The organism is Desulfomicrobium norvegicum (assembly GCF_900114595.1).
In the GTDB taxonomy this organism is placed as follows: Bacteria; Desulfobacterota; Desulfovibrionia; order Desulfovibrionales; family Desulfomicrobiaceae; genus Desulfomicrobium; species Desulfomicrobium macestii.
On sequence record NZ_FOTO01000018.1, the window covers coordinates 22655 to 49282 of the forward strand.

Below are 26628 nucleotides of genomic sequence, written 5' to 3' on the forward strand. Positions count from 1 at the left end.
TCCGTCTTCGAGGAGTGCGGCCCGGCAGCATTGAAGCTCCCTTTTCAGTAGCCCGCCAGATCAACCGTCACATACGCATACCCTAACTCCCTCAGCCCGGCTTCCACGTCATGTTCCAGACCGACCCGAACCAAATCCCGGACGCTCCCGGCAGGCACCTCGATGCGGGCCAGATCGCCATGCTCGCGCACCCGCACGTCGAAAAAACCCAGGTCATGCAGCAATGCCTCGGCGTCTTCGAGACGCCGCAGACGGGATATCGTGATATCCGTTCCGTGGGGGAAACGTGTCAGCAAACAGGGCTGGGCCGGCTTGTTCCATGTGTCCAGGCCGCGCAGACGGGACAGTTCCCGCACGGCGGCCTTGTCCAAGCCTGCCCGCAGCAGCGGACTGCGGACTCCCAATTCGCTCACCGCCCTCATGCCCGGACGATGATCGCCCAGGTCATCGGCATTGCTGCCCTCGACGATGTGCATAAAGCCTTGATCGGCCCCCAGAGCCTGAAGCCGCCCCAGCAGATCGCGTTTGCACACATAGCAGCGCTCCAGCGGATTGGTTCGAAGTTCGCCTGGAAACGGGACATAGACCACTTCATGCCGTACCCCGAAAGCGATCGCCAAGCGCTTGGCGTCGCGAATCTCTCTTTGCGGTACATAGGGCGTGGCCAGGGTCGCGGCCAACACACGCGTCGGTCCCAAGGAATGCAGACAGGCATCGAGCAGCAAGGTGCTGTCCACTCCCCCGGAAAAGGCCACCACGACCGAACCAAGCGGCCGTATCTCCGCCAGCAGGCGCTCGTACTCTTCGATGTGGCCGGTCATCTGTGCTCCGCCCGGCCCTGGGCGATACGCGCGCAGACCTCGATCAGAGGGATGCCGTGCAGAACGGACAACCTGCGGCAGTCCTCCAGTTCCGGCTTGGAGCGGACGACCTTGCCGTTCCGAAGGGCGTGCTTGAAGGTCACCGGGCCAAGGGGCGTCTCGATCTTCTCGAACGCGATTTCGAGCACAGATTTGCCGACCGGGAAGCTCTTGATCCCCAGCGTCGTGGTTTGGCTGAAAATGAGATCCGTGAAGCGTGCCTCATCCTTTTTCGTGCACAGAAGCGACAGGCATGTGGCCGGGCGGTTCTTCTTCATCTGGATCGGCGTGAAATGAACATCCATGGCACCTGCGGCCATGAGATCCTCAATGACCACGCCGAGCATTTCGGCCGTCATGTCGTCGATATTGCATTGCAGCAGGCTGGCATCCCGGCGGATCCAGGCTTCCGGACCGTCCTCGACACGGGCCAGATGGACCCGCAACACGTTGGGGATGTCCGAATGCCGGTGCCCGATGCCGTAAGCGGTCCTGTCCGCGACCATGCGCGGCGAATCCGTGAATCTGTCCACCAGGGCCGCGAGGACGGCCGCGCCCGTAGGAGTGGTCGTCTCCTGGAGCACGGCCCCGCGCGTGGTCGGCACGCCATGCAGTATTTCCACCGTGGCCGGAGCCGGGACCGGGATCGTACCGTGGGCACAGTGCACGAAGCCACCGCCCAGCTCCACCGGCGATGCCCAGACCGCGTCCACGCCGAGACGATGGAAGCAGATGGCCGCGCCGACAATGTCCACGATGGAGTCGGTGGCGCCCACCTCATGGAAATGGACCTCCTCGACCGCTTTCCCATGGACCTTGGCCTCGGCCTCGGCCACCCGGCGGAAAATGGCCAGGCTCGTTTCCTTGACCGCCGGGCCCAGGGAGCTTCCCTGGATGATGGCCTCGATCTTCGCGAGATTGCGGTGTGGACCGTGCGTCTGCCCATGATCATGCGCATGGCCGTGAGCATGTCCACACTCATGACTGGCGTCACCATGATGGCGCCCGTGATCGTCGTGGCCATGATGATAGCCGGCGTGGGGCGTATCGCCGTGGATATGGCCGTCATGCAGATGCTCGTCGCCGCCGTTCTTCAGAACCACGTCCACCCGCGTTCCGTGGATGCCGTGGCGGGAGTCTTTGGCAATGACCAACTCAAACTCATGGTCCAGCCCGAGCCTGGAGAGTTCGCAGCGCAGATAGTCGGGCTCCACGCCCAGATCGATCATGGCGGCCAGGTTCATGTCGCCGCTCACGCCGGCGAAACAGTCGTAATAAAGTATGTTCATCGATCGATGCGCTTTTCGCGCCTGTTTTGGTTTTTCCGTGACTGCGTCATGAACGCAGTGAGAGAAGGCCATTCCTGCTCAAAAATGATCTAGGCTGGAGCGACGAGTCTTGAGACACGCCGCCCCGGTCAAGAACTACTTGAGTTTGGTCTTGAAGTGGTTCCTGATCGCGTCCACCCGCGTCTGAAAGTCCGGGCCTTCCATCTCGGTGGCGACTCGTTCGAGAACTTCCGGAATTGCGATATCCTGCGGACATTTCTCCACGCATGCGCCGCAAGCCACGCATTGCGAGGCGAATCCGGGCTCTGCGTTGCTCGTCACGCCTCCAGCAAAGGCGATATAGAGATATTTCGCCTCCTCAACGTTCCCGAACATGTGCATCTTGTTGAAAAAGTCGAAACACTTGGGAATCTGGACGCCCATTGGGCAGGGCATACAGTATGCGCAACCCGTGCATCCGACCTGCATCAGTTCCTGATACTTGACTCGCACGCGCTCGACCAAGGCCAATTCTTCCCCGGTCAGGGAGGCGACCTGGGCCTGGCCTGCGATGGCCAGGTTCTGCTCCACATGGGCCTCTTCGTTCATGCCCGAGAGGACCACCGTGACTTCCGGATGATTCCAGACCCAGCGCAGAGCCCATTCCACCGGGGAACGCCGAGTTTTGGCCTCGTCCCAAATTTCGGCCACGGCCGGGGGCGGGGTAGGCAGACCCAGATTTCCCCCGCGCAAAGGCTCCATGATGATCACGCCGATATCTTTTGACGCAGCATACTTCAGGCCTTGTGTTCCGGCCTGTAACTTCTGATCGAGGAAGTTGTACTGGATCTGGCAGAACACCCACGGGTAGGCATCGACGATTCGGTTGAAATCCTCGGGCAGCCCGTGAAAGGAGAACCCGGCGTTGACGATGCGCCCGTCCGTTTTGGCCTGATCGAGGAACTCACGGATGCCGAGGGGCTCGATGCCGTCCCAGGAGGTTCCATCCAGGGCGTGGACCAGATAATAGTCGATATGGTCCGTCCCCAGCCGCTCCAGCTGGGCGTTCAGGTAGCGGTCCATGTCCTCGCGGCTGCTGACCAGCCAGGTCGGCAGCTTGGTGGCGACCTTGACCCGCTCGCGATATCCGTCCCGAAGGGCCTTGCCGAGCAGGGGCTCGCTCTGCCCTCCAAGGTAGGGCCAGGCCGTGTCCACGTAATTCACCCCGTTGTCGATGGCGCCACGAATCTGGGCGATGGCCCGCGCCTCATCGATCTTTCCGTCCACCATGGGCAGCCGCATGCACCCGAAGCCCAGGATGGAAAGTTCATCGCCGTTTTTCGGCATTTTTCTGTACAGCATCACACTCTCCTCAAGGTCAAATTCTCGATTCTCCGAGCGCCTTATCGGCGTCCTGACATCACTTCATGGACACACCCGACTGCCACTCGTGCAACTGGTCCAGGCCGTCCAAACGTATCAATGAGTAGGTAGTACTCCCGACCTGTCTCATGAAGACACAATCCTGTTGATTTCTTGCCTGATTCTCCTGCACGCCTCCCGGCCTCCTCCTTCCATTGTCGGCAAGCATTCTTGCACCGAGACAATCTTTCCGGAGAATCGGGCAATAATCCCGGAGGATCGTGTCTGGTTTCCTTCACAAGACACAGCTAAACATCAAAAATGACATCATGAAACGGAAGGGGCCATCTATTGACACATCCCGGAATTTCGAGCGCCATCATACCGAACCAGATAACCGACATCGGTTGGTGGACCTGGGGTCTCAACTGATTATTTTCCATCACCGACGTACCTAACCCATCAACCAGCAGGCTGTTCACAAGCCCATCAGGACTGTATGCGACTCTTTCTCCCATCCTTGTTTCTCTTCATGTACGCGTTCTTGAGCCTCGTTCTTCCCCTGCGCTGGCCGTTGCCCGGCAAGGCGGCCGCGGCTGTCGCTCTTTTGGCTGCCAGCATGAAGTACCTTCTGTACGAACAACTCGGCGGCTCCTTTTTTGCTCCGGACCTGCCGCGCCCGGTCATTCTGACCATGGAGGCGCTGTACGCCACTCTGGTCATCCTGGCCGTCCTGCTGCTCGTGAAGGACGTAGCGGCGCTGGCGGCATGGCTGGCTCGTCAGGTCGGCGCCACATGGCGGCTGCCCCTGACCCCTGCCTTCCGAAGCACGTTCCTGCTCGCAGCCGCACTGGTCATGGCGATCTGGGGCACGTGGCAGGCCGTGAAGGTTCCGGATATGCGCAAGGTCGAGATCACCGTGCCGAAACTGCCTGCCAGCCTGGACGGATTTTCCATTGTCCAGTTGTCGGACCTCCATATCTGGCCACTGGTGCGCAGGGACTGGCTGCAAAGCGTGGTCGAAAAAACAAACAGCTTGCAACCGGACGTCATCGCCGTGACCGGAGACATGATCGACGGCTTGCCGGAACTGATCGGGCGCGAGGTCGAACCGTTTGGGGATTTGCGGGCAAAGTACGGCGTGTTCGGAGTGACCGGAAATCACGAATACTATTTCCAGGCCGACGGGTGGCTCCCGGTCTTCGAAAGACTTGGCATCGACATGCTGCACAACGAGCACCGGGTGCTGTCGGTCGATGGAGAGGAGATCGTCATCGCAGGCGTTCCGGATATCCAGGCGCAGCGTTTCGGCGGAGAAGGGCCGGATGTGAACAAGGCATTCCGCGGCGCTCCGGATACGACACGTATCCTTCTCGATCATCGACCCGGCACGACCGGCAGCACTCTGGCCAATGTTCAGCTCTCTGGGCACACGCACGGCGGCACGATGTTCTTCATCCAGAAGCTGATCGCAAATTATAATGGAGGGCTGGTCAACGGCCTGTATGACGTGAACGGCATGCATCTCTATGTCAGTCCCGGCACCGGAATCTGGGGAGGATTCGCCAGCCGCATCGGCGTGCCGTCGGAAATAACGCGCATTGTTTTGAGAGCGGAAAAGGCGTAGCCGGAAAATAGTCTTTCCGGCTATGTGACCTGCTTTGGTAATCCGACTCCCGCCTGTCAGATGTCGATTGAGACCAATGCATACTTCTGGCTGCCCAAGCCGAGGCTTTCGGCATGCTCCAGTGTATGCGCGCCGCTTCTGGACTCGATACGTTCACGCAGGGCCGCGCTCCTGGTTTTGTCCGCCGCATAGACCAGGTCCACGCATGCCCTGTCCAGGGCAACAGGATCGAATGAGGCAAGTATGCCGATGTCATCCAGTTCAGGGGCGGCAGGATTGTTGTCGCAGTCGCAGTCAACAGACAAATTGTTCATCAGGTTGATGTACACAAGATTGCCGTCCATTTTTTTCATGACCGACCCGGCGGCTTCAGCCATGGATTCCAGAAAAAGCTTCTGATCGGTCTTGAAGCAGCGGCTGAAATCATCGAGGCTTCTGGTCACCCCGGCGGTGTGAATCCACATCTTCCCCTCGCCAGAGGCAATGCCGATGGACATGTTCTTGATGGCGCCACCGAAACCGCCCATGGCGTGGCCTTTGAAATGGGACAGGATCAGGCAGGAATCGTAGTTTGCGAAACCGGCGCCGACAAAATTCTCCTTGAAATTCTTGCCTCCCGGACACGGCAGGCTGAGGGAACCGTGCTCGTCCATGATCTCCACCGGAGCGATGGCGGTAAAACCGTGGTCCGCAAGTGCCTGCTTGTGATCCGCTGTCTTGAACCGCTTGCCCGGATAGGCGGTATTGCACTCGACAATGGTACCACCGACGGACTGTACCAAGCCTTTGATCAGGACCGGTGCTGGATAATGATGGCCTCCGGGTTCACCGGAATGAACCTTGAACGCGACCTTACCGGGCAGCCTTCGTCCTTGCATGAGTTTGGAATAGATGTTCGACAAGCCCGCCGGGCTGAGATCCTTGGTGAACAAGACCTCCGATCCCTGACCTTCGGCGGCGAAAACGCCATGGCCGCTTACAGCCAGGGCCCCCAGTGCGATGGCACTGCTCTTCAGAAAACTGCGGCGAGAAATATGGGTGTCCATTTTACCTCCTCGATAACGTTAGCGACGATGCAAACCGCTTTGCATTTTCCTTTATTTTGCATCGAAACGTCCTGGGATAAATAGACGATCCTCCGGAATTCTTGCCTGTTTCTCTCATGAATATGGTTGATCCGATGAGAAGAGAACGCAGGATTCCCTGCGTTCTTTTAGATTACGACACCGACGGATTCCACTCAGACAATCCGCTGCACCGCGAGCAGGGTAATATCGTCAGACTGAGGAGCCTTTCCCGCGAAATCGAAGACCTGCTGCCGAATTCGCTCCAAAAGATCTTTGGCGGAGCTCATCGGCTGGCCGAGAATGTCCTTGACCCGGCTGCGGGTGAACAGCTTATTTTCGGCGTCGAAGGCCTCGGTCACGCCATCGGTGAGACCAAGCAGCAGGTCGCCGGGTTCAATCTGCAAACGGTGCGCTTCCACCTTGAGATTCTCGATGACCCCGATCACGGGGCCTGTCGGGCGCAGTTCTTCCTTAACGCCATCCTTCCCGATGATGTAGAGCGGTTCATGGCCGCTATTGACGTAAACGAGACTTCCGCTGGTAGGGTCCAGCACACCGAAAAACATCGTCGCGAACATTCCGTCCTGGCCATGGTTCCGCACCAGGTAGCTGTTGGTCCGCCGGATTACCTCCAGTACCCGGTCATGCGCATGTGTACTTTCCCCGCTCGAACCGCTCTGCTTGGCAGAGGGTTGCACAGTATCTTCGGGGAGGATCTGCTCGGAAAAGACACGGACAAGGCTGCGAATCAGGGCCATGTACAGCGCCGCCCCAACTCCTTTTCCCGAGACGTCCGCGATCACGAGGCCGAGGAACCCTCCGGGAAGATCGAACACGTCGTAAAAATCGCCGGCAACTTCATTGGCCGGATAAAAGCTGGTCGCAATGTCCCAATTGGAGACACGAGGGAGCTCGGTTGGCAGGAAACTTTGCTGAATTTCCCGCCCTTTTTCCATCTCGACTTCCATTATCTTGATCCGCTGCCATTCACGGAGCCCCATGATCATCGTGTTGAAATTGCGCCCCAGGTCGCCAATCTCCGACTGACCCAATGCAGGCACTTGGGGACTCAGATCGCCCTTCGCAACCTTTGCGGCGGCCGCCGAAAGGATTTCAAGCGGAGCGGCAACCCGTCTCGCAAAAAAATATCCGATGCACCGCAACAGAAACAAGACTGCAAACGAAATCGCGAGGAAATTGAGCGCGCGATTGCCCAGCAGACATGTCACCCCCTCCCTGTCGATAATGACCTTGTAATAATACTGCCCTCTGTCTGCAGGGGTGGTGATGTTGATGAACACGGCCATCTCGCTTCGACCCAAATACAAATCAGAATCCGGCTGAATAAAATATTCCTTCAAGCCGGTGCTGAGATGCTGAATGCTTGATTCATCCAAAGAGGAAGTTCTCAGGGTACGGTTTTTATCAAGATAAAGACGCTGCCAATCTTCTCCTTTGGTCAGCCGAGCGTAAATGGACACATCCCGTATGGTGTGACTGCCTGACGCAAAGCTTGTCAGTACTTGCGCCAAGGACAGCAAACCCTGCTGCTCCTGACCCACTAATCCCCACCAGGCGTCAGGCTGGTCCATGCCCTGTATCTCGGAGATTTGGGCGCGAACGATGCGGGTTACGGAATTTACAAGATACGACTTTGTGATCAATAGATAGGCGAACGAAGTAATATAGAATACCAATAGACCAAAAACAGCAAAATAGAGCGTGATCTTCCGAGAAATTGTCGGCTTCCAAAAAAAGAAAAACTCTCTGATATGATACATCACAGACATGCATTTTGCCTCATTTTCAAATATACGCCCTGGCAATTCAATAACAACTGCATCAAATTATAAATATATCCGAATTATAACTTCACGGACATAGACAATGCTCTCAACATTCACCTAATATAGAAGTGCATATCGACCCAGCTGGTCTATGCGCTGCGACCAAATTCATAGGCCAGATTCATGGCAGGGGTCTTTGAAACATCACCCCTGGCCCAAGCCCCAACGCCATACAGCACGCCTTTTTCCACCGCGTCGTCCAGGCAGACGAAAAAGCCGCGGAAACTCTCGACTGTCCGTGTCATCATATCCAAACTTGAATCGGCCGCGGTTAGAATCACGTAGAATTCCTTTCCACGAATCTCTGTGTAGTGGGCGTAGGTCCTGTCGATAAGGGCCTTCATCTGCGCATTCATGGTATAGAAGTAGACCGGCGTAGCCATGACGATCACATCGGCTTCAATCATCTTCTTCAGGATTTCCGCCATATCGTCGTGTTGGACGCAGGCTCCTTCGTGTCGCTTGCAGTGATCACAGCCAAGACAGAAGCCGATCTGCCTCTCCGCGACGCGAATTGTTTCCGCTTTGTGTCCTGCTTCTTGCGCACCTCGTAAGAAACGGTCGCACAGGATGTCCGAATTTCCGCCTTTTCTCGGGCTTGAAGCGAGTATCAGGATGTTCTTACTCATGCCGTATTTTCCCCTATGGATATGTGTTCGTTTCAGGAAACCAAGCCGATGTCCCGCAACCAGCCCGTGACATCATTTTTTGATGAGCTGATGTTGTCTCCCCAGATGGCCAACCCCTTGAGCACCTTGGAATTCGGACACAGCGATTCCACATGCGACTGAGTCCGGCCCAGCCCGCTGCCCTTGTGGGTCATGAACGGGACCACGGTCTTTCCGGCAAGGTCGTTTTCGGTAAGGAAAGTGATGACCGGAGGGGCGATGGTTGCCCACCAGCACGGCGACCCGATGAATACGACGTCATACGATGCCAGATTGGCGATTTTTGTCGTGATCGGCGGCTTGAAACCGGAATCCAGTTCCTCCCTGGCCTGACGGGTGGTGGCCCGGTATGCCTCGGGATAGGGATGAACCGTCTCGATCCTGACCAGATCGCCGCCTACCGCTTTCTGAACGAAGCCGGCCATGACCTGGGTGTTGCCGCTGCGAGAATAGAATACTGTCAAAAACTTCCTGGCATCGACCGGAGCGGCGAACAGCGTCCCGCTCGCGAACAACGGGGCGGCCAGCCCGGCCAGCATTCCTCCCGCAAGTCCTCCTGCGGTGCGGCGCAGCATTTCCCGACGGGACAGGGGACGTTCCAATATATCGATGTCTTTTTTCATGGCATAATCTCCTTATGGTTATTGATTGCAGATCGGGACATTGACCGGCGTGAAACGTGGACGAATGACGAGAAGCCAGACCAGGGCCAGGGCCAGGGCGAGCATGACCGAACTGCCAGTCAACGCAGCAGAAATACCGTGAACCAGGGCTTGGGGCGATCCTGCCGCACCCCCGGCAGCCGCGAAAAGCACGACCTGCGCGGCCAGACCCATGGAGCCTCCCAGCTGATGGGCGACATTGACCAGCCCCGAAGCCGCTCCGGCATCCTCTCCGGACACGTCGGCCACACCGGAAACGGTCAGCGGGCTGAGCGTGCATCCCTGACCTATGCCGATCAGGACCATGGGCAGGGCCACACCCGTCAGGTAAGAGACCCCTACCCCGATCCGGCTCAACCAGAACATGCCCAGCAGCGAAACAAGCAGCCCGCCGATCATGAGTCCGGCATTGCCGAATCGACGAGTCATTCTGGGCACGGACAGGGCGCTGATGAAATTGGGAATGGTCACCGGCAGAAAGGCCAATCCGGCCTCGGACGCGCTGAAGCCAAGCACGCGCTGCAGGAACTGGGCGGTGAAGAACCAGAATCCGACCATGGCGCCGAGAAACAGAAACCGGCCCAGATACGCGCCCAAGCGCTCATGATGCGCGAACAGGCGCAGGGGCATAATCGGCTGCGCCACTTTGGTCTCGTTGATCACGAGTACGATCAAGAACGCCACGCCGCCCATGACCATCGCCAGGGTCAGGGAATCGGCCCAGCCGACACGGGCCGAACGTACGATGCCGTACACCAGGGCGGTCATGCCCAGGGTCGAAGTCAGGGCGCCGATGATGTCGAAGCTGCCGGACCTGCGTTCGGACTCGGGGATCCACCGCCAGGCCCCGATCATCAGGGCGATGCCCAGAGGCACGTTGATCAGAAAACCGACTCGCCAGGACAGCCAGTCCGTGAGGACACCGCCCATGACCAAGCCGACGCTGGCTCCCATGCCGGCCACGGCTCCGTACATGGCCACGGCGCGGGTCCGCTCAGAACCTGCCGCGAAATTGGTTGTCAGCAACGCCAAGGTGGAGGGCGCCAGAATCGCGGCCCCGACGCCCTGAATGGCGCGAAACATGATCAACATCTCTGCCGTGTGCGCGAGGCCTATAGCCAGAGACGCCAGCGTGAAAAAAATCAGCCCAAAGATGAACATGCGCCGCCGACCAAGCATGTCTCCGGCGCGAGCTCCGAGAAGCATCAGGCCCCCAAAGGCCAGAATATAGGCATTCTGCACCCAAGACAGGCCAGTGGCCGTGAAACCGAGGTCAAGCTGCATCCTGGGCAGCGCGGCGATGACGATGGAAATATCGAGGACGATCAGCAGATAGCTGCAGATGATGACCAGCAGGACATACGCCTTGTTCGATGGTTTTGCTGTTGCGGACATAGTGTTCATGATCCCTTCTCCAGAGAAGATGCCGAAGTAATGGATATTCAAGCGGACGCGGCCGACCGCCTTTCGTTTTGAACATCTGTACGCATTCCGGGTTCCGGAGCGGTAGACCAATCCTCGCGAATTCTTGCCTGAAGGTCCGAAAATGAAGACTATCGCCGTATTTCAAAGGTTGCAAAAGGAGGGTCGATTCAGCCCGGAAGAGGGTCCTGGGTAAAAAAAGGCTTGAGACGGGGAATCTCAAGCCTTCATCATGTGACGATGCATCTGGGCCATCGTCCATTAAATATTTGGAACTTAGTCGAGTCGTTTTTCCTTCAGCCAGGCTGACAGCAGGTCTGCGACCGCCACGTTGTTCAGATCGGAAAACGGGAAGTGCGTGTTGCCATGGACGCCGACCTCGGGGAGGTGCACCACTGTGACGTCGCCGCCATGACGGTTGACGGCGTCGGCCCATTTTCGCGCCATTTCCAGGCGAATCCTCCACTGGTCCCGGCCGAGATCTTCTGAAGGCTCGCTCGGAATATTGTCCCCATAGTAGATGATGATCGGAATACGGGTCAGCTTCATGAAATCCGCCAGGGGCACGCTCACGGCCTTCAGGTCGCCGAACTTGCTCGTGACCGGCGCGGGCGCCTCGCCTTCGGGGAACACGAAGTTGCTGCCCGGTTCATACGAGGCCACGCCCCTGATTTTGTCGCTCTTCATGACCGCGTCCCAGCCCATGCCGCCGCTGTGCGAATGGGTGACGAGGATGCCGGGGCCGATCCTGTCGAACAAGGCGACAACGGCGGCCGAATTGACGCCGATGTCGATGGGTCCGGTGTCGGGCGTCATCTGTCTGAAATACTGGTTCAGGGCCTCGGGTTCCTTGGAGAACTGCACACCGGGATAGAAATCCGGCCATGCGCCGACCCGGAACATGTTGAACCAGAACTGCTCATCCGGGGTCGGAGTGATGGTCGCCCCCACCGTGCCGCGCCCGGCGTTACCGCGGCGAGGCTGGTCGATGACGTACACGCTGTAATCCCGGCGCAGGAACAGGTTCTGATAGCCTTCACGTCCGTCCGGCGTGCTTTCCCAGGTCTTGGAGAACTGCCCGAAGCCGTGCCAGAGCACGAGGGGCAGTTTGCGGGCGTTCTTTGGCACCTGATAGAACACGTAGGCATGATCGCCGTGATAGGTCTGGCCTTCAGGGGCGCGGGAATTGAGAGCGTATGCGCCGGGTACGGTGACGACGCTCCCGCCGACCGCAAAACTCCCCTGCTCCTGGATGGCCATTGGCGTGGGCTTGACGCCGCGTTCGGCGGTTGCGCAGGCCACGAGGCTCACGCCGACGAAAGTCAGCGTGAGCGCAAGCATCAATTTTTTCAATTTCATACTCATCGTTTGCCTCCTTACTTGAGCGTATCACCGAAGAACTGGGCCAATTTGCCCATGGCCTGGTCCACATACTGGGGCTTCCAATAGGTTTCGATGTGAGTCGCGCCGTCGATCAGAAACAATTCTTTATTCTTCGCATTGACGGCCTTTTGAAAGGCATCCTGGGTCATGTACAGCGAATCGGCCTTGCTGCCTGCGATCATCAGAAAAGGCTGGTTGATGAGGTCCATGTTGCTGGCGGCGTCAAAATTCATCAGCGCCAGCAAGCTGCTCATCGTGTACCTGAACGTCGAATTCGGGTGGGCGTGGGTCTTGCCGTAGTATTCGAAGCCCTGGCGGTACAGATCGAACGGCAACTTGGCGATTTGCTCATCGGTCAGCTTGGCATCAGCCGCATAGATGATCTCGCCTCCGGCCGCTTCTTGCGCACGGGCGTCCGAGGCCTGCTGTAAACGTTGCTGAATGGTGGACACTTGCGAGTCCATATAGCCGTTGCGTCTCACCAGACCGGAATTGAACATGCTCAAAGTGGCGACTGCTTTGAAACGCTTGTCGGTTTGGGCCGCTTTCAAAGAATAGCCGCCACCGCCGCAGATGCCCAGCAGGCCCAAACGATCGGCATCGACTCCGGCGTAGCGACTGATGAAATCCGCCATGCCATGAATGTCCTCGATACGATTGGCCGGCTTGTCCACACTGCGCGGCGTGCCGCCGCTCGCGCCCTGGTACGCGGCATCGGCGGCAATGGCGATGTAGCCCTTTTCCGCCAGACGCTGGGCATACAGGCCGGCGACCTGCTCTTTCACGCCGCCATTGGGATGAGCCACGACCACGGCAGGATATGTCTTACTCGGGTCATAGTTCGCAGGCGTATACACGTTGGCCGAAATATCGATACCATTCAGTTTATACGTGACCTGATTCATGTTCACAGCGCCTTTCACATTTTCCGTAATCGCGCCGTCATAGACCAAAGTGAAAGGGTTCTTTTTATAGTCGGTCGCCATTACTCCTCCTGCGGAAACAACAATGGCCACCACCAACCCCATCATGACTTTAAATATAAACATACTCATTCTCCTTATTTTAATAACTTTATTGATTGCTATACTTTGGCGTCGAGCTTGATACTCTTACATGACCTTTTTGCAGGCTTGACTTTGCGCTACTTCTTCCGCTCCTCCGTCACCTGCTGAAGAACCGACAGGGCGTTATCTTCCCGTTCCTTGCCAAGGTACGTTCCCAGGACAGCAAAAAGATGTTTCATTTGCTGCTCGGTAAAGCCTTGCACCAAGGCGAGGCCGATGTGGGAGCGGAGCTGGGCGTTCGTGCCCGGCAAATTGCTCAATACTCCGACGGTCGCTATTTCGCGGCATTGGTAATCAAGCACGTCGCGCATGAAGATATCCGCGAAAAGATGCTCTTTCAGAAAGACTTCGATGGTCGGGGTAAACGTCTCGTATCCGGGCCGCGATGCCGGTCTTTTCAGGGAGCCTGCCGGGCCGGGCACGAACGATGGGTTGCGCAGCTTCGCCAGGACATCATGGCCGTATTCATACCTGCTCTTGTCCGTGGCAATCTTGCCTGCTTCCGGACCGTGCACATCCTTGATGCCCTGTTTTTCACGTTCGTCCATGACGCCGATGAAGGCGTTGATCCCGTTCAGGGCGCGGGGAAAGCCCGCATAAACATAGGTATGGATCAGGACTTCCTTGACCTGGTTCACGGTGAGGCCCGCCTCCAGCCCTTCGACCAGCACCGTCTTCAGACGGTCCATGTCGCCACTGGCCGTAAACGCCGCGATTAGCGCGATTTTCTGCAATTTAAGCGGCACTTCATTCGGCTTGACCGCCCCATACTCCTCGTCGGTTACTTTCGCGCCCCATGCCACGGACTTGCCTTCAACCCGCTCGGAGAGCGCGATATGCGCCATGGCGGTATCCGGGGCCGCGCCATGCCAGTGCACGACATCGGCCGGTGTCCAGGCGATATCGCCCTGCCTGAGTTCATGCAGCGGCCCGCCCAGACGCTGCACATAGCCACGGCCGGCAGTGACAATCAGAGTCTGGCCCATGGGGTGGCTGTGCCAGTCGGTCCGCGAGCACGGCTCAAAGGTGACCACCGCGCCATAGGCTTGTGAACCGTCTTTGGGAGTAAACAGATAATCCGTCCGGGCGATGCCGGTAAAATGAGCCGGATCGGCCTTGCCGGAAGGCAAAGAACCGGCACGGGAAATCGTCAGATTCATGGATTTTTTGTCTGAAGAACTGCTCTGGTACTGACTGTCACTCACGTGTTCAAACCAGGTCGCGGTGCCGCCGTCCACGGCTTCGGCCATCACCAAGACGGACGCGGCCGTATCGGGAGATGCCCCGAACCAGCCCTTCACTTTGGGCGGAAAAATCACCACGTCGCCCGAAAACGCCTCTTCCATGGGGCCGTTTTCTTCCTGAACGATCATTTTTCCGGAAGTGATGAGCAGAGCCTGCCCCATGGGGCTTGAGTGCCAGGCCGAACGCTCCCCCGGCTCAAAGGTGAACTGCTCGCCGACCAGACGCGCCGGAGGGCTTGCCGTGAAGCTTTGTTCAATGCGTACCGTGCCGGTATAATACTGGGCGGAAGCGGGTTTGGAAACTTGCAAGCCTCTCCGGGTGATAGTGATTTGGCCATCTGATTCAGTGGCGAACGCACCTGCATCGAAAGCAGTCAAAAATATTAACAACGCAAGGGACAAATTTCTAACGGGTCTAAAGTGCATAAATTATCCTTTTCTCGTTTACGACAAACGCCTTAGTAGCCGAGCTTGGCAAGCCAATCCGCCACGGGCTTTTGCGCACCGCTGTCGGGTGATTTTCTGATGATGTTCCTGTCAACAGCAAGCCCCTCCAAAATCTTTGCACCTGGGTGGAGCTTTTGAATAACGTCCTCGGTGCCCGATAAACGACTTCCGCCATGGGTACAGAAGGGAATGACTATCTTTCCGGCGAGGTTGTATGATTCCAAGAAGGTGAACAACGGCATGGGGAGCGTATACCACCAGATCGGATAGCCAATAAAAATTACGTCATAGGACGCCATATCTTCGACCGATGCTTTGAGGACCGGGCGGGCATTGGAGTCTCGCTCTTTTTCAGCATAATCGACCGTTTCCCGGTGTTCTGTCGGATACGATTGCACCGTTTCAATCTTGAAAAGATCACCCCCAACTCTTCTATGTATTTCCAAAGCCACATTTTCAGTTGTTTGCGTGTGTGAAAAGTAAGCAACGAGAATTTTTTTCTGCTGTGCTTGGGCCGAAACTGGTACAACAAAAGATAGTGACAAGACGGCCAACAGGAGCGATATATTATTCATTGCAATCCCTCTTAGGATCTGTTTTCAAACGTTTCATGTTGTTGCTTTCTTGATATACTTGCAATCTTTCAAGCGTTTGACCTGCGGCCAACAAACACTGACAAAGCCTGACGAATTCAGACGGTCAGCCGAATCAACGCAAACAGACAAAATTGCTGTAGTATCGGGTCTTTGAAGTGCACTATTTGTCAGGAACGTTCTAGACGGGGGAGCATTATCCGCGCCCGCAATCCGCCTTCAGGCCTATTTTGCAAGCTCAATGTTCCATTGTTGAGGAGTATCATGTTCCAGGCGATGGACAGACCCAACCCCGTTCCGCCGGATTCCCGAGCTTCGGCACGCGGATTAGAGATCGAGCTTCCTCGTTCCCAGCCACCTGACAATTTCGGGATCGCGATGGTCGAAGAAACTGCTGACGCCCATATCCAGCTTGCCGATTTCCGCCATATCCTCCATGGTCAGCGAAAAATCGAATATCGCGAAGTTTTCGGCCATGCGATCGGGCCGTACGGATTTGGGAATGGCGATGATTCCGCGCTGGGTGAGCCAGCGCAGCACGACCTGGGCCACGGTCCTGCCGTGCTTCGCAGCAATGGTTTGCAGAACCTCATTGCCGAAGAGGTTGTTCCGACCTTCCGCAAACGGCCCCCAGGACTCGATCTGGACGTTGCTGTCCTTCAGGAACCGCTGCGTCGCAACCTGCTGGCAGAACGGGTGCGTCTCGATCTGATTGATGGCCGGGAGCACCTCGTTGTGCAGGATCAGATCAAGGATGCGGTCCGGATAAAAATTGCTGACGCCGATGGCCCGGACCCGTCCTTCCCTGTACAGTTCCTCCATGGCCCGCCACGCGCCGTACACGTCGCCATAGGGCTGATGGATCAGGTACAGATCCAGATAATCAAGCCGCAGTTTGGCCAAGGATTTGTCGAAGGCTTTTTTGGTCTTTTCGTATCCGGCGTCTTCCAGCCAGAGCTTGGTGGTGATAAAGAGATCCTGGCGTGGAATGCCGCTCTGACTGAGCGCCCGGCCCACGGACTCCTCGTTCTGATAGGACGCGGCAGTGTCGATGAGGCGGTAGCCTGTTTCGAGTGCCTGGGCGACGCATTGTTCGCATTGGGCCGGATCGGCGATCTGGAAGACGCCAAAGCCCAGGATCGGCATCTCCACGCCGTTGTTCAGAATAATGGTATCCATATGGTTCTCCTGCGAAATGCTGCATGGTGTTTTTCCGGCTCAGTCCTGCCGCCGACACCGCAGCGACAGGCCAAGCCTTCATGTCCGGTCTACTCTCTGGGTACGTTTCGGATAGACAGATCCTCGCAATTTTTTGCACGATCCTCCGAAAAGCTTGGCGACCATGTTGTTTTGTCGAGCGCCCCTGCTACATGGACCGCAATAAGGAGTCGCGTATGAACGAACACAATCAGATGGCATCAGAGATGGAACTGGACGAGGCGCGCGCGGCGCTGGCTGCGCTTATCGCCCGCTGGACGGAAAAGCAGGACCGGCTGGAGACCCGCATACCGGGTTTGCTGTTGCGCAGGTACGAAGCGCCCACGGAACCCATGAGCTATCTGCACGAACCAAGCATCTGCCTGGTTGCCCAGGGCACCAAGCGCATCTGTCTGGGAGAGGAATCCTATCAGTACGACGCCAATCACTACCTGATCACATCCGTGGGCGTGCCCGTGATGGGCAATGTCATTGAGGCCAGCCCCGAAGCCCCCCTGCTTGGGCTGGTTTACAGGCTGGACCTGTCCGTGGCCGCCCAACTCATGGCCGACAGCGCCCTGCCTGTTCCGCAGGCGCCGCCAGTGGATCGGGGCATGGCCATCAGTCCGGTCAGCACGACGCTCCTGAACGCCTTCCAGCGGATGATCAGCCTGCTCGACCAGCCAGCAGGCATTCCCATTCTGCTGCCGCTGATCCAGAAGGAAATCCTCTATTACCTGCTGACCGGCGACCAGGGCGCACGCCTGCGCCAGATCGCCACGGAAGGCAGCCACGGCCATCAGATCGCCGAGGCCATCGGCTGGCTCCGGGGCAATTACTCGCAACAGCTCAAGGTGGAAAAATTGGCCCGGCAGTCGGGCATGAGCGTGTCGACCTTCCATCATCATTTCCGGACCCTGACGACGATGAGCCCGCTCCAGTTCCAGAAGTGGCTTCGGCTGCACGAAGCGCGGCGGCTCATGCTGGCCGAAAAGCAGGATGTGACGCATGCGGCGCTGTCTGTAGGCTATGAAAGTCTGTCGCAGTTCAGTCGCGAATATAAGCGCCAGTTCGGAACCCCGCCCCTGCGCGACATCAAGAGCTTGCAGCAAATGGGACAGGCCTGAGCGAAAGCTCATTCTACAGCGGATTCAAGAACCTTGAGCAGCAAACATGAGACCATTACTGGTCCAGAAATGTTTCCAAGTCCGAAGTAAATTTCAAAGGATTTTCAAAAGCCAGAAAATGGTCGCCCTGTTCCGCTTTGGTATAGACATAAAGCTTGGCTCCCGGGATCACGGACTGCATCCATTTCTGGCTTGACACGTTGATGCTGTACTCGCCGGTGAAAATGGCCGCAGGCACCCTGATCTTGTGCCGGATCACGTCGCGCCAATCATTCGTGACATGATCGAACAGGATCAGCTTCAGGTATTCGGAATCATTACGAATGAACGACCACGCAAAGCCCTCGGAGTTCTGATAGTACGGCGAATCCATGGCCGCAAAGCGTTCCATGATTTTCATGTCGGCAATCAGACTGCTGACCGGCGTACCCTGCGTGAAGGCTCTGATCATCCGTTCCGGCGACGAGGTCATCCCCCCGGCATCCAGACGTTCCTGCTCGTTCCAGTCCGCATGGGCATAGATCGAGATCGGCTCGTCGATAAAGGCCAATTTGCGGATGCCTTTCGTACCGAACAAATCGACGTAGCTCCAAAGCATCGACGCGCCCATGGACCATCCGCAATAATCGGCCGAGGTGAATCCTTCGTGACCGGCAAATTCCTTAAGGTCCACGGCATACCGCGAGATTCGGTTCCCGTAGTCCACGCGCTGGGAAAGCCCCTGATTGCGCGGGTCCAGAACGTAGACATGGTATTTTTTACTGAGCAGATACAGCACGTTGACGTATTCCGCCCCATTGGCCGACCAACCGGGAATAAAGACCAGCGGCTTCCCCTGCCCGGCCTCCCAGTAGGCGAGTCGCACGTCATCGCTAGTCGTGAAGACATTGATCTCTAGATCCTTGAAATCCGAGAGTTTGGCCGGCAACCCTTCGATGGCATTGAGAAACACATAGTCCTTGCCCAGCACGGTCAAAGCGGAATCAGCAAGAGCAAAGTTGGCACAGAAACAAAACAACATCGCGCCAATGAAGGCATTCAAAATGGGACGCTTGATCACTCCATGGATGCGTCCGGGCACTGTGGCCCGGACGGTAATCGCAACAATTTTCCTATTCCGTGAACAGAAATCCTGCGGTCATCTCCAGATAGTTCAGTCCGACATAGTCGGGAAAGGCACGCTTTACGCGCGCGATAAAATCCGCCCTGTCGGCGCTTTGCGCGGCCATCGTACGCACCGCTTTGACATAGGCGATCTTGGCGGCCACATCCGTTTGCGTTTCCGGAGCGTGATGGCCGGAAAGTATCAACTGGTAACCTTTGGCCTTTATACTCTCCAGCGAGGCGAGCACGGCCGTGATGTGGTCCTGCCCCGCGAGAATGGAATGGCTGTCCGCACCGAGCATGTGGGTGTAAATGGCATTGATGGCCGGAATCGCGATCTCGTATCCGTCACCGGCCTCGGTGATGACGAATTCCATGCTGCCGACCGTGTTCGGTCCGGGCGTAAGTACCGCATCGATGCCGGGAATGTCCGTATCGAAGGCCGGGGAAAAGGTCTCGCCGAGTGATTCGGCCAGTTTTTTGGTGGCCCCTTCGGTTATGGCTTGCTTGGCCCCGGCGGTGGCGTGGCTTGTGGCGTTGCCATACCATCTGCCGCCTGCAGGATGCGCGGCGAGCAGGATGTCGGTCAACGGCTTGCCCAAGGAACCGACATAACCCTTCCAGTTCGCGATATCCTGCTTGAACGCCGGAGACTCGATGGCCACGATCTGTTTCGGCCCCTCCAGTAGAAAACATGTGTCGCCCAACGGATCCCCTGTCTGGAAGGCATGCAACCGCGATGAACCGAAGTCGTATATCCGTACCGTTCCCTGCCCGAGTGGCGTCTCGCGCAGGGCTGAACCGGCGGCCATGGCCGGACTTGCGACAACGACCATACCCAGCAAGACGACCAAAACCGCAACCAATTTGTTCTTTTTCATATGCAATGCTCCTAGTGTTGAACTGTTACCTGCCATGCACGGACGCCGCGTCCCGTGCTGATGCCCCATCATGACGCACCGACAGCGAAAAACAGGCAGTACACATCTCGAACATGCTGAAAAAGTACGCACTTTTCTATTGGGTCAGTTACCTTTTGGTAAGATTTGCGTAATTTCGGCGAGTTGGGTGGAAAAAGAATTTTCAGCCGGAAATCCGGTGCATTGATGAGGCCACAGACTTGGCGTAGCCTGCCGACGAACCGCGCCCGGAAGGTCCCTGGCGTGCAAAGCCCCCGCAATACGGAGAGACAGAATGATCGTGAAGAAAGATTTACCGGACTGCCCAGTCGCCACCACCGTCGGCCTGATTGGCAACAAATGGAAACTGCTGATTCTGCGCGACGTGCTGACTGGCCCGAAACGTTTTGGAGAATTGCATCGAAGTCTGACCGGAATCAGCCAAAAAGTGCTAACCGAAAACCTGCGTTCCATGGAAAAGGATGGGTTGCTGAAGCGCACCGTGTTTCCGGAAGTGCCGCCGCGCGTAGAATACATGTTGAGCGAACTGGGCACGTCCATGCGTCCGATAATTCACCAATTGGAAGAATGGGGAATTGGTTACAAAGAAATTATGACGAGAACGGAAACTCCGACCATCAGGACGGCATAGCGGTAACGAACTAGGGGCCGTCGAAACCCCCATGCTCCTCCCAGAACCGGACGGCGCGTTCCATCCAGCCGACCGCGTCAGTGCCGGCACCGGTGCCGAATCCGTGGCCGGCATGCCTGTATTTCCGGTATTCGACAGGAACGCCAGCCCTTCGCAACCCCGCTGCACGTTCATCCATGACCGCCTCGCTTACGATCCGGTCGTCGCTGCTGACGGTCATGAACGTCGGGGGATAGGTGGATGAAATACCGGACTGTCCGGTGTAGGCGATGACCACGGCTCCAGGGGCAGGGACTCCGACGCCTCCGAACCTGGCCGCTCCATACTGGGCGATATTGCCGACCATCCGGGCTCCGGCCGATCCGCCCCACAGCGAATATCCGTCGACCCCAACGCCAAGCTGACCGGCATGGTCCGTGACATACGCAAGCGCCGCCGCCAGATCCTCCGTTGCCCGCAATTCGCTCCCCACCCGGTATCTGAGGACAAATGCGTTGTATCCTCTGGCGCTCAACTCCACGGCGAGGGGAAACCCCTCATGCAGGGAGCCTACATAAGAAAACCCACCGCCCGGACAAATCAAGGCAAAAGGCGCTCCCGGCTTGCCGCGAAGAAAAAACAGCGCGGTCATCTCCTTGCCGGAGTCCGCCTGTTTCTGCTGTTCCGTGTAGAAATCGTAACAAATGGGCAGTCCCTTGGCGGCATCATCCAGCATGCGATTCAGGGCATGCACAACCACATCCGGCCGTACATGCCCGTGATAGGGCATGAGCCTGCCGACATCCGCCAGCGTCGTGTCCAGATACGCCGAATTGTCGTCCCAGGGCAGCAACAGATGGGCGAATCCGCGAAAGCCCGGATGACGCACGATGTCGCCAACACGGTCCCGCACCGTCAACGGAGCGACTTCATGAGTATCCGGAGTAGGTGCAACATTCATGGCAACACCATTCTCCACACAGACCACGAGAAACAGCATGATCATCGCAAGGAACCGACATACGTATTCCTTGGAAATCAGGGCATGATTGTCTAACGGATAAAGTTCGTCCCGACCCATTTTTCCAACTCCGGTCTTGGAATCTCCGTTTTACGGCCTGCTTCCAAGCACGCCAGCAACCAAGCCATGTTACGGCCCAGAGTGCGCATGATCTGCATGCCTTCCAGATCCCGGCGCACTTCGTCTGGCGAATGACCGTGAACCATGTTCCAATAGCGAGAAGAAACAACCGGCATCTCACCCCAGGTCATGTATTTGTTAAGCTGATCGAGAGTGGCCGTCGTGCCGGATCGTCTTGCGGACACCACCGCCGCGCCGGGCTTGAGGCGGAAAACCGAGCGCCCTGAAAGCATGGATGAAAAGAACGACCGGTCCATGAAGCTGGTCATGGCCCCGCTGGCGGCGGCGTAATGCACGGGCGAGCCGAACACGAAGCCATCGGCCTGTTCGGCCAGATCCACGAACTCGTTGACCTTGTCGTCAAAGACGCAGCGTCCGGTCTTAGCGCAGGTGCGGCAGTCGATGCACCCCGCCAGGGGTTTGGTGCCGACCTGAAAAAAGCTGGTTTCGATCCCTCCTTCCCGCAGTGTCGAAGACACCTCTTCCAAGGCTGTATATGTGCAGCCGTGGGGATGCGGGCTGCCGTTGACAAGAATCACGTGCATGAAAAACTCCTTTGATTACATCTTTCCAATTCGGAGCCACTCTCAGATTTTGCGATGGGCCATGGTGGTCATTCGAAATCCGTACGGCCACACTTCGCATCAGGCGTCGCGCTCAACGCAGAGGGCCAATCGCGGTTTCGTTCGAGAACGATTATTTTTTTAATGGCGCTTCCACATCCGAGAAAACCTGGACGAAATCCGGCAGGCGCGTCCCCTGAATCTCAGTGGCCGCGACAGCCTTGTTCAGTTCGTCCAATTCGGCTGAAGTGAAGCGGACAGCGGCAGCGCCGATGTTTTCGAGCATATGCGCCATCTGCGTCGTGCCGGGAATGGGGACGATCCACGGCTTCTGCGCCAGCAGCCAGGCCAGCGAGATCTGGCCGGGCGATGTCTCTTTGCGCTTGGCCCAGCTTTTGAGCAGGTCCACGAGGGCCAGATTGTGGGGCAGGTTCTCCGGCGCGAACCGGGATTCAGTCTTGCGAAAATCGCCTTCGCCAAAGCGCGTCTTGGCGTCGATGGCCCCGGTCAGGAAACCCACGCCAAGGGGGCTCCACGGCACAAAGCCTATTCCGAGTTCCTGACAGAGCGGGATGACTTTTTCTTCCGGGCCGCGCCACAGCATGGAATATTCGTTCTGGACCGCTGTCACGGGAAGTTCGGCATGGGCGCGGCGCAAAGTGTTCGTGCCCATTTCGGACAGACCCCAGTGCAGCACCTTGCCCTGCGCCATCAGTTCCCTGACCGCGCCGGCGACATCTTCGATGGGCACCTGCGGGTCAACGCGGTGCTGGTACAAAAGATCTATGCGATCGGTGCGCAGACGCTTGAGCATGCCCTCCACCGCCAGTTTGATATGCTCGGGGCGGCTGTTCAGGCCGGGCAGCCGTTCGCCCGTTTCGAGGTCTATGTTCCAGCCGAATTTGGACGCGATCACGACCTTATCCCGAAACGACTGTACTCCTTCACCGAGAATCCGCTCCACCTCATGCGGCCCGTAGGCTTCGGCCGCGTCAAAAAAAGTGACGCCACGGTCATAAGCTGTGCGGATGATGTTGTGCATTTCAGACCGGGTGGGAATGGTCGTCTGGTAGGTGCGGCTCATGTTCTGCACGCCGAGGCCTATGCTGGAGACTTCAAGGGAGCCCAGCCTGCGACGATCTTCAAGCGTGTAGGCGTTGCCGCCGACCGGAGCTTTGTCGGTATTGGCCTGAGCGACCGCGAGGGGAAACACGGACGCCGCGGCCAGCGCCATCCCGGTCTTTAGCAGATGACGGCGACCGGGCAGGGCCGGACTGTCGCCATGGTCTTGTCGTGTGGTTTTCATATTCGTCTTTCCTTGAGGGTGTTGTTTGCCCACTTGTTGAGCATATTCTGTGAATTTTCGTTCTTCTGATTACCAGCCAGGGAGCAAAAGAGTAGACCGATCCTCGCATATTTTTGCATGATCCTCCGAAACATGTGTAACCGCAGCGACTCAAGGTGAAAAAGCTGACCCGACAGCCGGACCGCGCCCCCTTTTTTCAGCATTTCAGAAAGTTGGCGCTTCCAGAAAAGAATGCGGCGACCCGCAAACCGGACCGCCGCATATTTCGCATGCTACGATATAGTGTCTCCGGAACATTTCCGGATGCATCCGACCTACCCGCAGGGGGTCGCGCCGTACTCCTCGTCCGTGACATGATCGGACCATGCCACGCTTGATCCATCCAGCATCTCCTGAATGGCAATGTGCGTCATGGCAGTGCGGGGAGCCGCGCCATGCCAGTGGCGCTCGTCCGGCGCGATCCAGACCGTGTCGCCGGGGCGAATTTCCTGCACCGGGGCACCGTCCAGTTGCACGCGGCCGCATCCGGCCGTGACGATGAGCATCTGTCCCAGGGGATGCGCGTGCCACGCCGTTCGCGCGCCCGGCTCAAAGGTCACGGCCCCGCTGGTCACACGGGCCGGAGCCTGGGCTTCGAACAGCAGGGGGTCAATGCGCACCCTGCCCGTAAACCAGTCCGCCGGGCCTGGGATGGAGGCTTGAGATCCGTTGCGTTTGATTTCCATATCTCAACTCCTAAAATGCATGTTGTTACAGCGCGTCTCGCAGCACCGTCACAATATCTGCCTTGGTCATGGGCGGACGACCGAGCAGTCTGCCTTCCTCATCACGCAACACGAGCGCGGCGTCCGTGGCATACTGATCGAACAGTTCATCACCGATGCCGACATCCGACAAGCGCGTGGGGCAACCGATTTCCCGCAGGAAGGCTACGTAGGCGTCGATACCTTCCTTTGACAAAGTTTGAACGTCTTTTCCTTCAGGCGAGATGCCGAAAACACGCTCGGCAAACTGGGCAAAACGCGCGGGCAGGGCTTTGGCGGCGAACCGCATCCAGGCCGGGCCGACAATGGCCAGGCCGGCGCCATGGGTGATGTTGTGGTGAGCGGACAGAGCGTGCTCGATCATGTGCATGGGCGGCACCATATCCACCCCAGCCTGAATCCAGCCGTTGAGCGCCACGATGGAAGCCCACTGCACCTGCTCGCGTGCTTCGAGGTTCGAACCATCGGCCACAGCCTTACGGCCCCATTCCATCGCATTGATGATAACGCCTTCGGCGAAGCGATCCTGAATGGGCGTGCCGTCCACGCCGTTGAAATAGCCCTCCATGACATGGGTGATGATGTCGCACACTCCGTATGCGGTCTGATCCTTGGGCACGGTCAGGGTCAATTCGGGATCGACCACGGCCACCTTCGGAAAGAGGCAATCCGTCTGCACAAAGGATTTCACTTTGGTGTCGTCATTGCTAATGACGGCCCCGCTGTTCATTTCCGAACCCGTCGCGGCCAGCGTGGGGACGGTGACGACAGGCAGCGCCTCGGTCGGGATATGCCAGTCCTTCTGACCATGCGCGATCAGGTTCCAGGGATCTCCTTCATACAGAACCGCTGCGGCGATGACCTTGGAGGCATCCATGGTACTGCCGCCGCCCAAGGCTACGACCACGTCGCAACCCTCCCGCCTCGCAATCTGGGCGCCGCGCATGACGGAGGTGATGCGTGGGTTGGGCTCGATGCCCGCGCACTCTGTCACGGCAACGCCGGCGGCATTCAAGCTGGCCACGGCCCGGTCAAATATCCCGCTCCTCTTCACGCTGCCGCCGCCGGTCACGAGCAGGGCGTGTTTACCCAGGCTGCTTACGGTTGCGCCGAGTTTTTCGAGAGAGCCGGCACCGAAAATGATTTTCGTGGGATTGAAAAATGTAAAATCCATGTGAGTCTCCTTGCTCCAAATTGCGGAGCGTCTGTGATCCAATTACTTGAGCATTCTTGGCTGACAGGCCGTGGCGCCAGGGGTGGCAGCTTTCGCAACCACGCCTGTTCCAGGCCGCTTGCCCATTCTTGAATGAATTCCTACGGTGAAAAAACCGGAAGCGGGTAGAACGATCCTCTCGAATTCTTGCCTGATCATCCGAAAGATCAAATCAATGTATTGTTCTTGGACCGATGGTTCTGCTAGGCGCTCAAGAAAAGGGGGGAAAGACAATGGCTGCTTCAAATCTGGCTTGGAATGACGACCTGTTTGATGCGCGCGAGGCGCTGGGCGAGAAGATCGCGAGGTGGACACAAAAGGAAAACGCGGTGGAGACAGCCATCCCCGGCCTGGGCCTGCGCCGTTTCACAGCACCCAACGAACCGACGAGCTACATGCATGAGCCGAGCATTTGCCTCGTCGCCCAAGGTGCCAAGCGCGTCTTCCTCGGCGAGGAGGAGTACGTCTATGACGATCACCACTTCCTCATCACTTCGGTGGGACTTCCGGTGGTAGCGCAGATCACCGAGGCAAATCCAGACAAGCCATATCTGGGCCTCATCCTCAAGCTGGATCTGCGCGAGCTTGCGCAACTCATGGTCGATAGCAGCCTGCCCATCTCCCGAGTGCAACAGGCAGGGCGAGGCATGGCCGTCGGCAAGCTGAGCGTGCCGTTGCTCAATGCCTTCGAACGCCTCATCGACCTGCTCGACGGGCCGAGCGACATCCCCGTCCTTGCGCCGCTCGTACAGCGTGAAATACTGTACCGCATGCTGATGAGCGATCAGGGACCGCGCTTGCGGCAGATTGCTACTGCCGGCAGCCACAGCCACCAGATCGCCAAGACGCTGGATTGGCTGAGAGACAATTTCAGCAAGCCCCTCAAAGTCGATGAACTTGCCTCATCCGCCGGCATGAGCACATCCACGTTCCACCACCATTTCCGGACCATGACGGCCATGAGCCCGCTGCAGTACCAGAAATGGATCCGCCTGCACGAGGCCCGTCGGCTCATGCTGACGGAACATCAGGACGCGACCGGAGCGGCATTCCAGGTCGGTTACGAGAGTCCGTCTCAGTTCAACCGCGAATACAGCCGCCTGTTCGGCGCGCCGCCGCTGCGTGATATTAAAAAGTTACAGCAAATTTCCGCACGTTGAAAAGGA

At 57.6% G+C, this 26628-nt stretch carries 24 protein-coding genes; 4 read left to right on the forward strand and 20 right to left on the reverse strand.

Annotated features, from left to right (window positions below; genetic code table 11):
* Window positions 1-44: 44 nt before the first annotated feature.
* From larE to BMZ24_RS17980, 3 genes are all read right to left on the reverse strand, one after another.
* The gene (gene larE, locus BMZ24_RS17970) at window positions 45-821 is read right to left on the reverse strand and encodes an ATP-dependent sacrificial sulfur transferase LarE (RefSeq protein WP_092194242.1); all 777 of its coding nucleotides are present in this window, start codon (window positions 819-821) and stop codon (window positions 45-47) included.
* On the reverse strand, window positions 818-2149 hold the full coding sequence (gene larC / locus BMZ24_RS17975; protein WP_092194244.1) for a nickel pincer cofactor biosynthesis protein LarC: 1332 nt from the start codon (window positions 2147-2149) through the stop codon (window positions 818-820). Before larC ends, larE begins: the two co-directional genes overlap by 4 nt.
* Before the next feature lie 135 nt (window positions 2150-2284).
* On the reverse strand, window positions 2285-3490 hold the full coding sequence (locus BMZ24_RS17980) for an aldo/keto reductase (protein ID WP_092194246.1): 1206 nt from the start codon (window positions 3488-3490) through the stop codon (window positions 2285-2287).
* Window positions 3491-3989: 499 nt separating this feature from the next.
* Between BMZ24_RS17980 and BMZ24_RS17990 the strand changes: the two genes are divergently transcribed.
* Window positions 3990-5117 (forward strand): metallophosphoesterase, encoded by a 1128-nt coding sequence (locus BMZ24_RS17990; RefSeq protein WP_143077953.1) that lies wholly within the window; start codon window positions 3990-3992, stop codon window positions 5115-5117.
* 56 nt (window positions 5118-5173) lie between these two features.
* On the opposite strand, the gene BMZ24_RS17995 is transcribed toward BMZ24_RS17990, so the two are convergent.
* The 10 genes from BMZ24_RS17995 to BMZ24_RS18040 all read right to left on the reverse strand — a co-directional run bounded on the left by BMZ24_RS17995 (window position 5174) and on the right by BMZ24_RS18040 (window position 16696).
* Entirely contained in the window at window positions 5174-6163 is a 990-nt protein-coding gene (locus BMZ24_RS17995) for a DUF362 domain-containing protein (RefSeq protein WP_092194252.1), read from the reverse strand.
* A 194-nt stretch (window positions 6164-6357) separates the two neighbouring features.
* A complete protein-coding gene (locus BMZ24_RS18000) occupies window positions 6358-7974 on the reverse strand; it encodes a PP2C family protein-serine/threonine phosphatase (RefSeq protein WP_092194254.1) in 1617 nt (538 codons plus the stop codon).
* A gap of 146 nt (window positions 7975-8120) precedes the next feature.
* Window positions 8121-8660 (reverse strand): flavodoxin family protein, encoded by a 540-nt coding sequence (locus BMZ24_RS18005; RefSeq protein WP_092194256.1) that lies wholly within the window; start codon window positions 8658-8660, stop codon window positions 8121-8123.
* Between the two features lie 32 nt (window positions 8661-8692).
* On the reverse strand, window positions 8693-9322 hold the full coding sequence (locus tag BMZ24_RS18010) for a flavodoxin (RefSeq protein WP_092194258.1): 630 nt from the start codon (window positions 9320-9322) through the stop codon (window positions 8693-8695).
* An 18-nt stretch (window positions 9323-9340) separates the two neighbouring features.
* A complete protein-coding gene (locus BMZ24_RS18015) occupies window positions 9341-10765 on the reverse strand; it encodes an MFS transporter (protein ID WP_208599890.1) in 1425 nt (474 codons plus the stop codon).
* Window positions 10766-11059: 294 nt separating this feature from the next.
* On the reverse strand, window positions 11060-12148 hold the full coding sequence (locus BMZ24_RS18020) for an alpha/beta hydrolase (protein ID WP_244150413.1): 1089 nt from the start codon (window positions 12146-12148) through the stop codon (window positions 11060-11062).
* A gap of 11 nt (window positions 12149-12159) precedes the next feature.
* Window positions 12160-13215 (reverse strand): alpha/beta hydrolase, encoded by a 1056-nt coding sequence (locus tag BMZ24_RS18025; protein ID WP_161949228.1) that lies wholly within the window; start codon window positions 13213-13215, stop codon window positions 12160-12162.
* Window positions 13216-13310: 95 nt separating this feature from the next.
* Complete coding sequence (locus BMZ24_RS18030) at window positions 13311-14786, reverse strand: (R)-mandelonitrile lyase (RefSeq protein WP_161949229.1); 1476 nt, start codon at window positions 14784-14786, stop codon at window positions 13311-13313.
* A 149-nt stretch (window positions 14787-14935) separates the two neighbouring features.
* A complete protein-coding gene (locus tag BMZ24_RS18035) occupies window positions 14936-15499 on the reverse strand; it encodes a flavodoxin (protein WP_092194264.1) in 564 nt (187 codons plus the stop codon).
* Between the two features lie 345 nt (window positions 15500-15844).
* Window positions 15845-16696 carry an aldo/keto reductase gene (locus BMZ24_RS18040; protein ID WP_092194266.1) on the reverse strand — a complete coding sequence of 284 codons (852 nt, stop codon included), beginning with the start codon at window positions 16694-16696 and terminating at the stop codon, window positions 15845-15847.
* A 215-nt stretch (window positions 16697-16911) separates the two neighbouring features.
* On the opposite strand from BMZ24_RS18040, the gene BMZ24_RS18045 reads away from it, so the two are divergent.
* Window positions 16912-17841, forward strand: a complete 930-nt coding sequence (locus BMZ24_RS18045; RefSeq protein ID WP_092194268.1) for an AraC family transcriptional regulator — start codon at window positions 16912-16914, stop codon at window positions 17839-17841.
* Between the two features lie 55 nt (window positions 17842-17896).
* Here BMZ24_RS18045 and BMZ24_RS18050 read toward each other — a convergent pair whose 3' ends face one another.
* Together BMZ24_RS18050 and BMZ24_RS18055 are read right to left on the reverse strand one after the other, a co-directional pair.
* The gene (locus tag BMZ24_RS18050) at window positions 17897-18859 is read right to left on the reverse strand and encodes an alpha/beta fold hydrolase (RefSeq protein WP_244150414.1); all 963 of its coding nucleotides are present in this window, start codon (window positions 18857-18859) and stop codon (window positions 17897-17899) included.
* 94 nt (window positions 18860-18953) lie between these two features.
* Complete coding sequence (locus BMZ24_RS18055; protein ID WP_092194270.1) at window positions 18954-19826, reverse strand: MBL fold metallo-hydrolase; 873 nt, start codon at window positions 19824-19826, stop codon at window positions 18954-18956.
* Between the two features lie 313 nt (window positions 19827-20139).
* Here BMZ24_RS18055 and BMZ24_RS18060 point away from each other — a divergent pair, with 313 nt between their 5' ends.
* On the forward strand, window positions 20140-20496 hold the full coding sequence (locus BMZ24_RS18060; RefSeq protein WP_092194272.1) for a winged helix-turn-helix transcriptional regulator: 357 nt from the start codon (window positions 20140-20142) through the stop codon (window positions 20494-20496).
* Between the two features lie 10 nt (window positions 20497-20506).
* Here BMZ24_RS18060 and BMZ24_RS18065 read toward each other — a convergent pair whose 3' ends face one another.
* The 5 genes from BMZ24_RS18065 to BMZ24_RS18090 all read right to left on the reverse strand — a co-directional run bounded on the left by BMZ24_RS18065 (window position 20507) and on the right by BMZ24_RS18090 (window position 25423).
* On the reverse strand, window positions 20507-21436 hold the full coding sequence (locus BMZ24_RS18065; protein WP_092194311.1) for an alpha/beta hydrolase: 930 nt from the start codon (window positions 21434-21436) through the stop codon (window positions 20507-20509).
* Between the two features lie 92 nt (window positions 21437-21528).
* Window positions 21529-22161 (reverse strand): flavodoxin family protein, encoded by a 633-nt coding sequence (locus tag BMZ24_RS18070; protein ID WP_092194274.1) that lies wholly within the window; start codon window positions 22159-22161, stop codon window positions 21529-21531.
* A gap of 151 nt (window positions 22162-22312) precedes the next feature.
* On the reverse strand, window positions 22313-23485 hold the full coding sequence (locus tag BMZ24_RS18075) for an aldo/keto reductase (RefSeq protein WP_092194276.1): 1173 nt from the start codon (window positions 23483-23485) through the stop codon (window positions 22313-22315).
* 314 nt (window positions 23486-23799) lie between these two features.
* A complete protein-coding gene (locus BMZ24_RS18085) occupies window positions 23800-24210 on the reverse strand; it encodes a (R)-mandelonitrile lyase (protein ID WP_092194280.1) in 411 nt (136 codons plus the stop codon).
* Window positions 24211-24235: 25 nt separating this feature from the next.
* Window positions 24236-25423, reverse strand: a complete 1188-nt coding sequence (locus tag BMZ24_RS18090; protein ID WP_092194282.1) for an iron-containing alcohol dehydrogenase — start codon at window positions 25421-25423, stop codon at window positions 24236-24238.
* A gap of 272 nt (window positions 25424-25695) precedes the next feature.
* On the opposite strand from BMZ24_RS18090, the gene BMZ24_RS18095 reads away from it, so the two are divergent.
* Window positions 25696-26622 (forward strand): AraC family transcriptional regulator, encoded by a 927-nt coding sequence (locus BMZ24_RS18095; protein WP_092194284.1) that lies wholly within the window; start codon window positions 25696-25698, stop codon window positions 26620-26622.
* Window positions 26623-26628 lie beyond the last annotated feature (6 nt).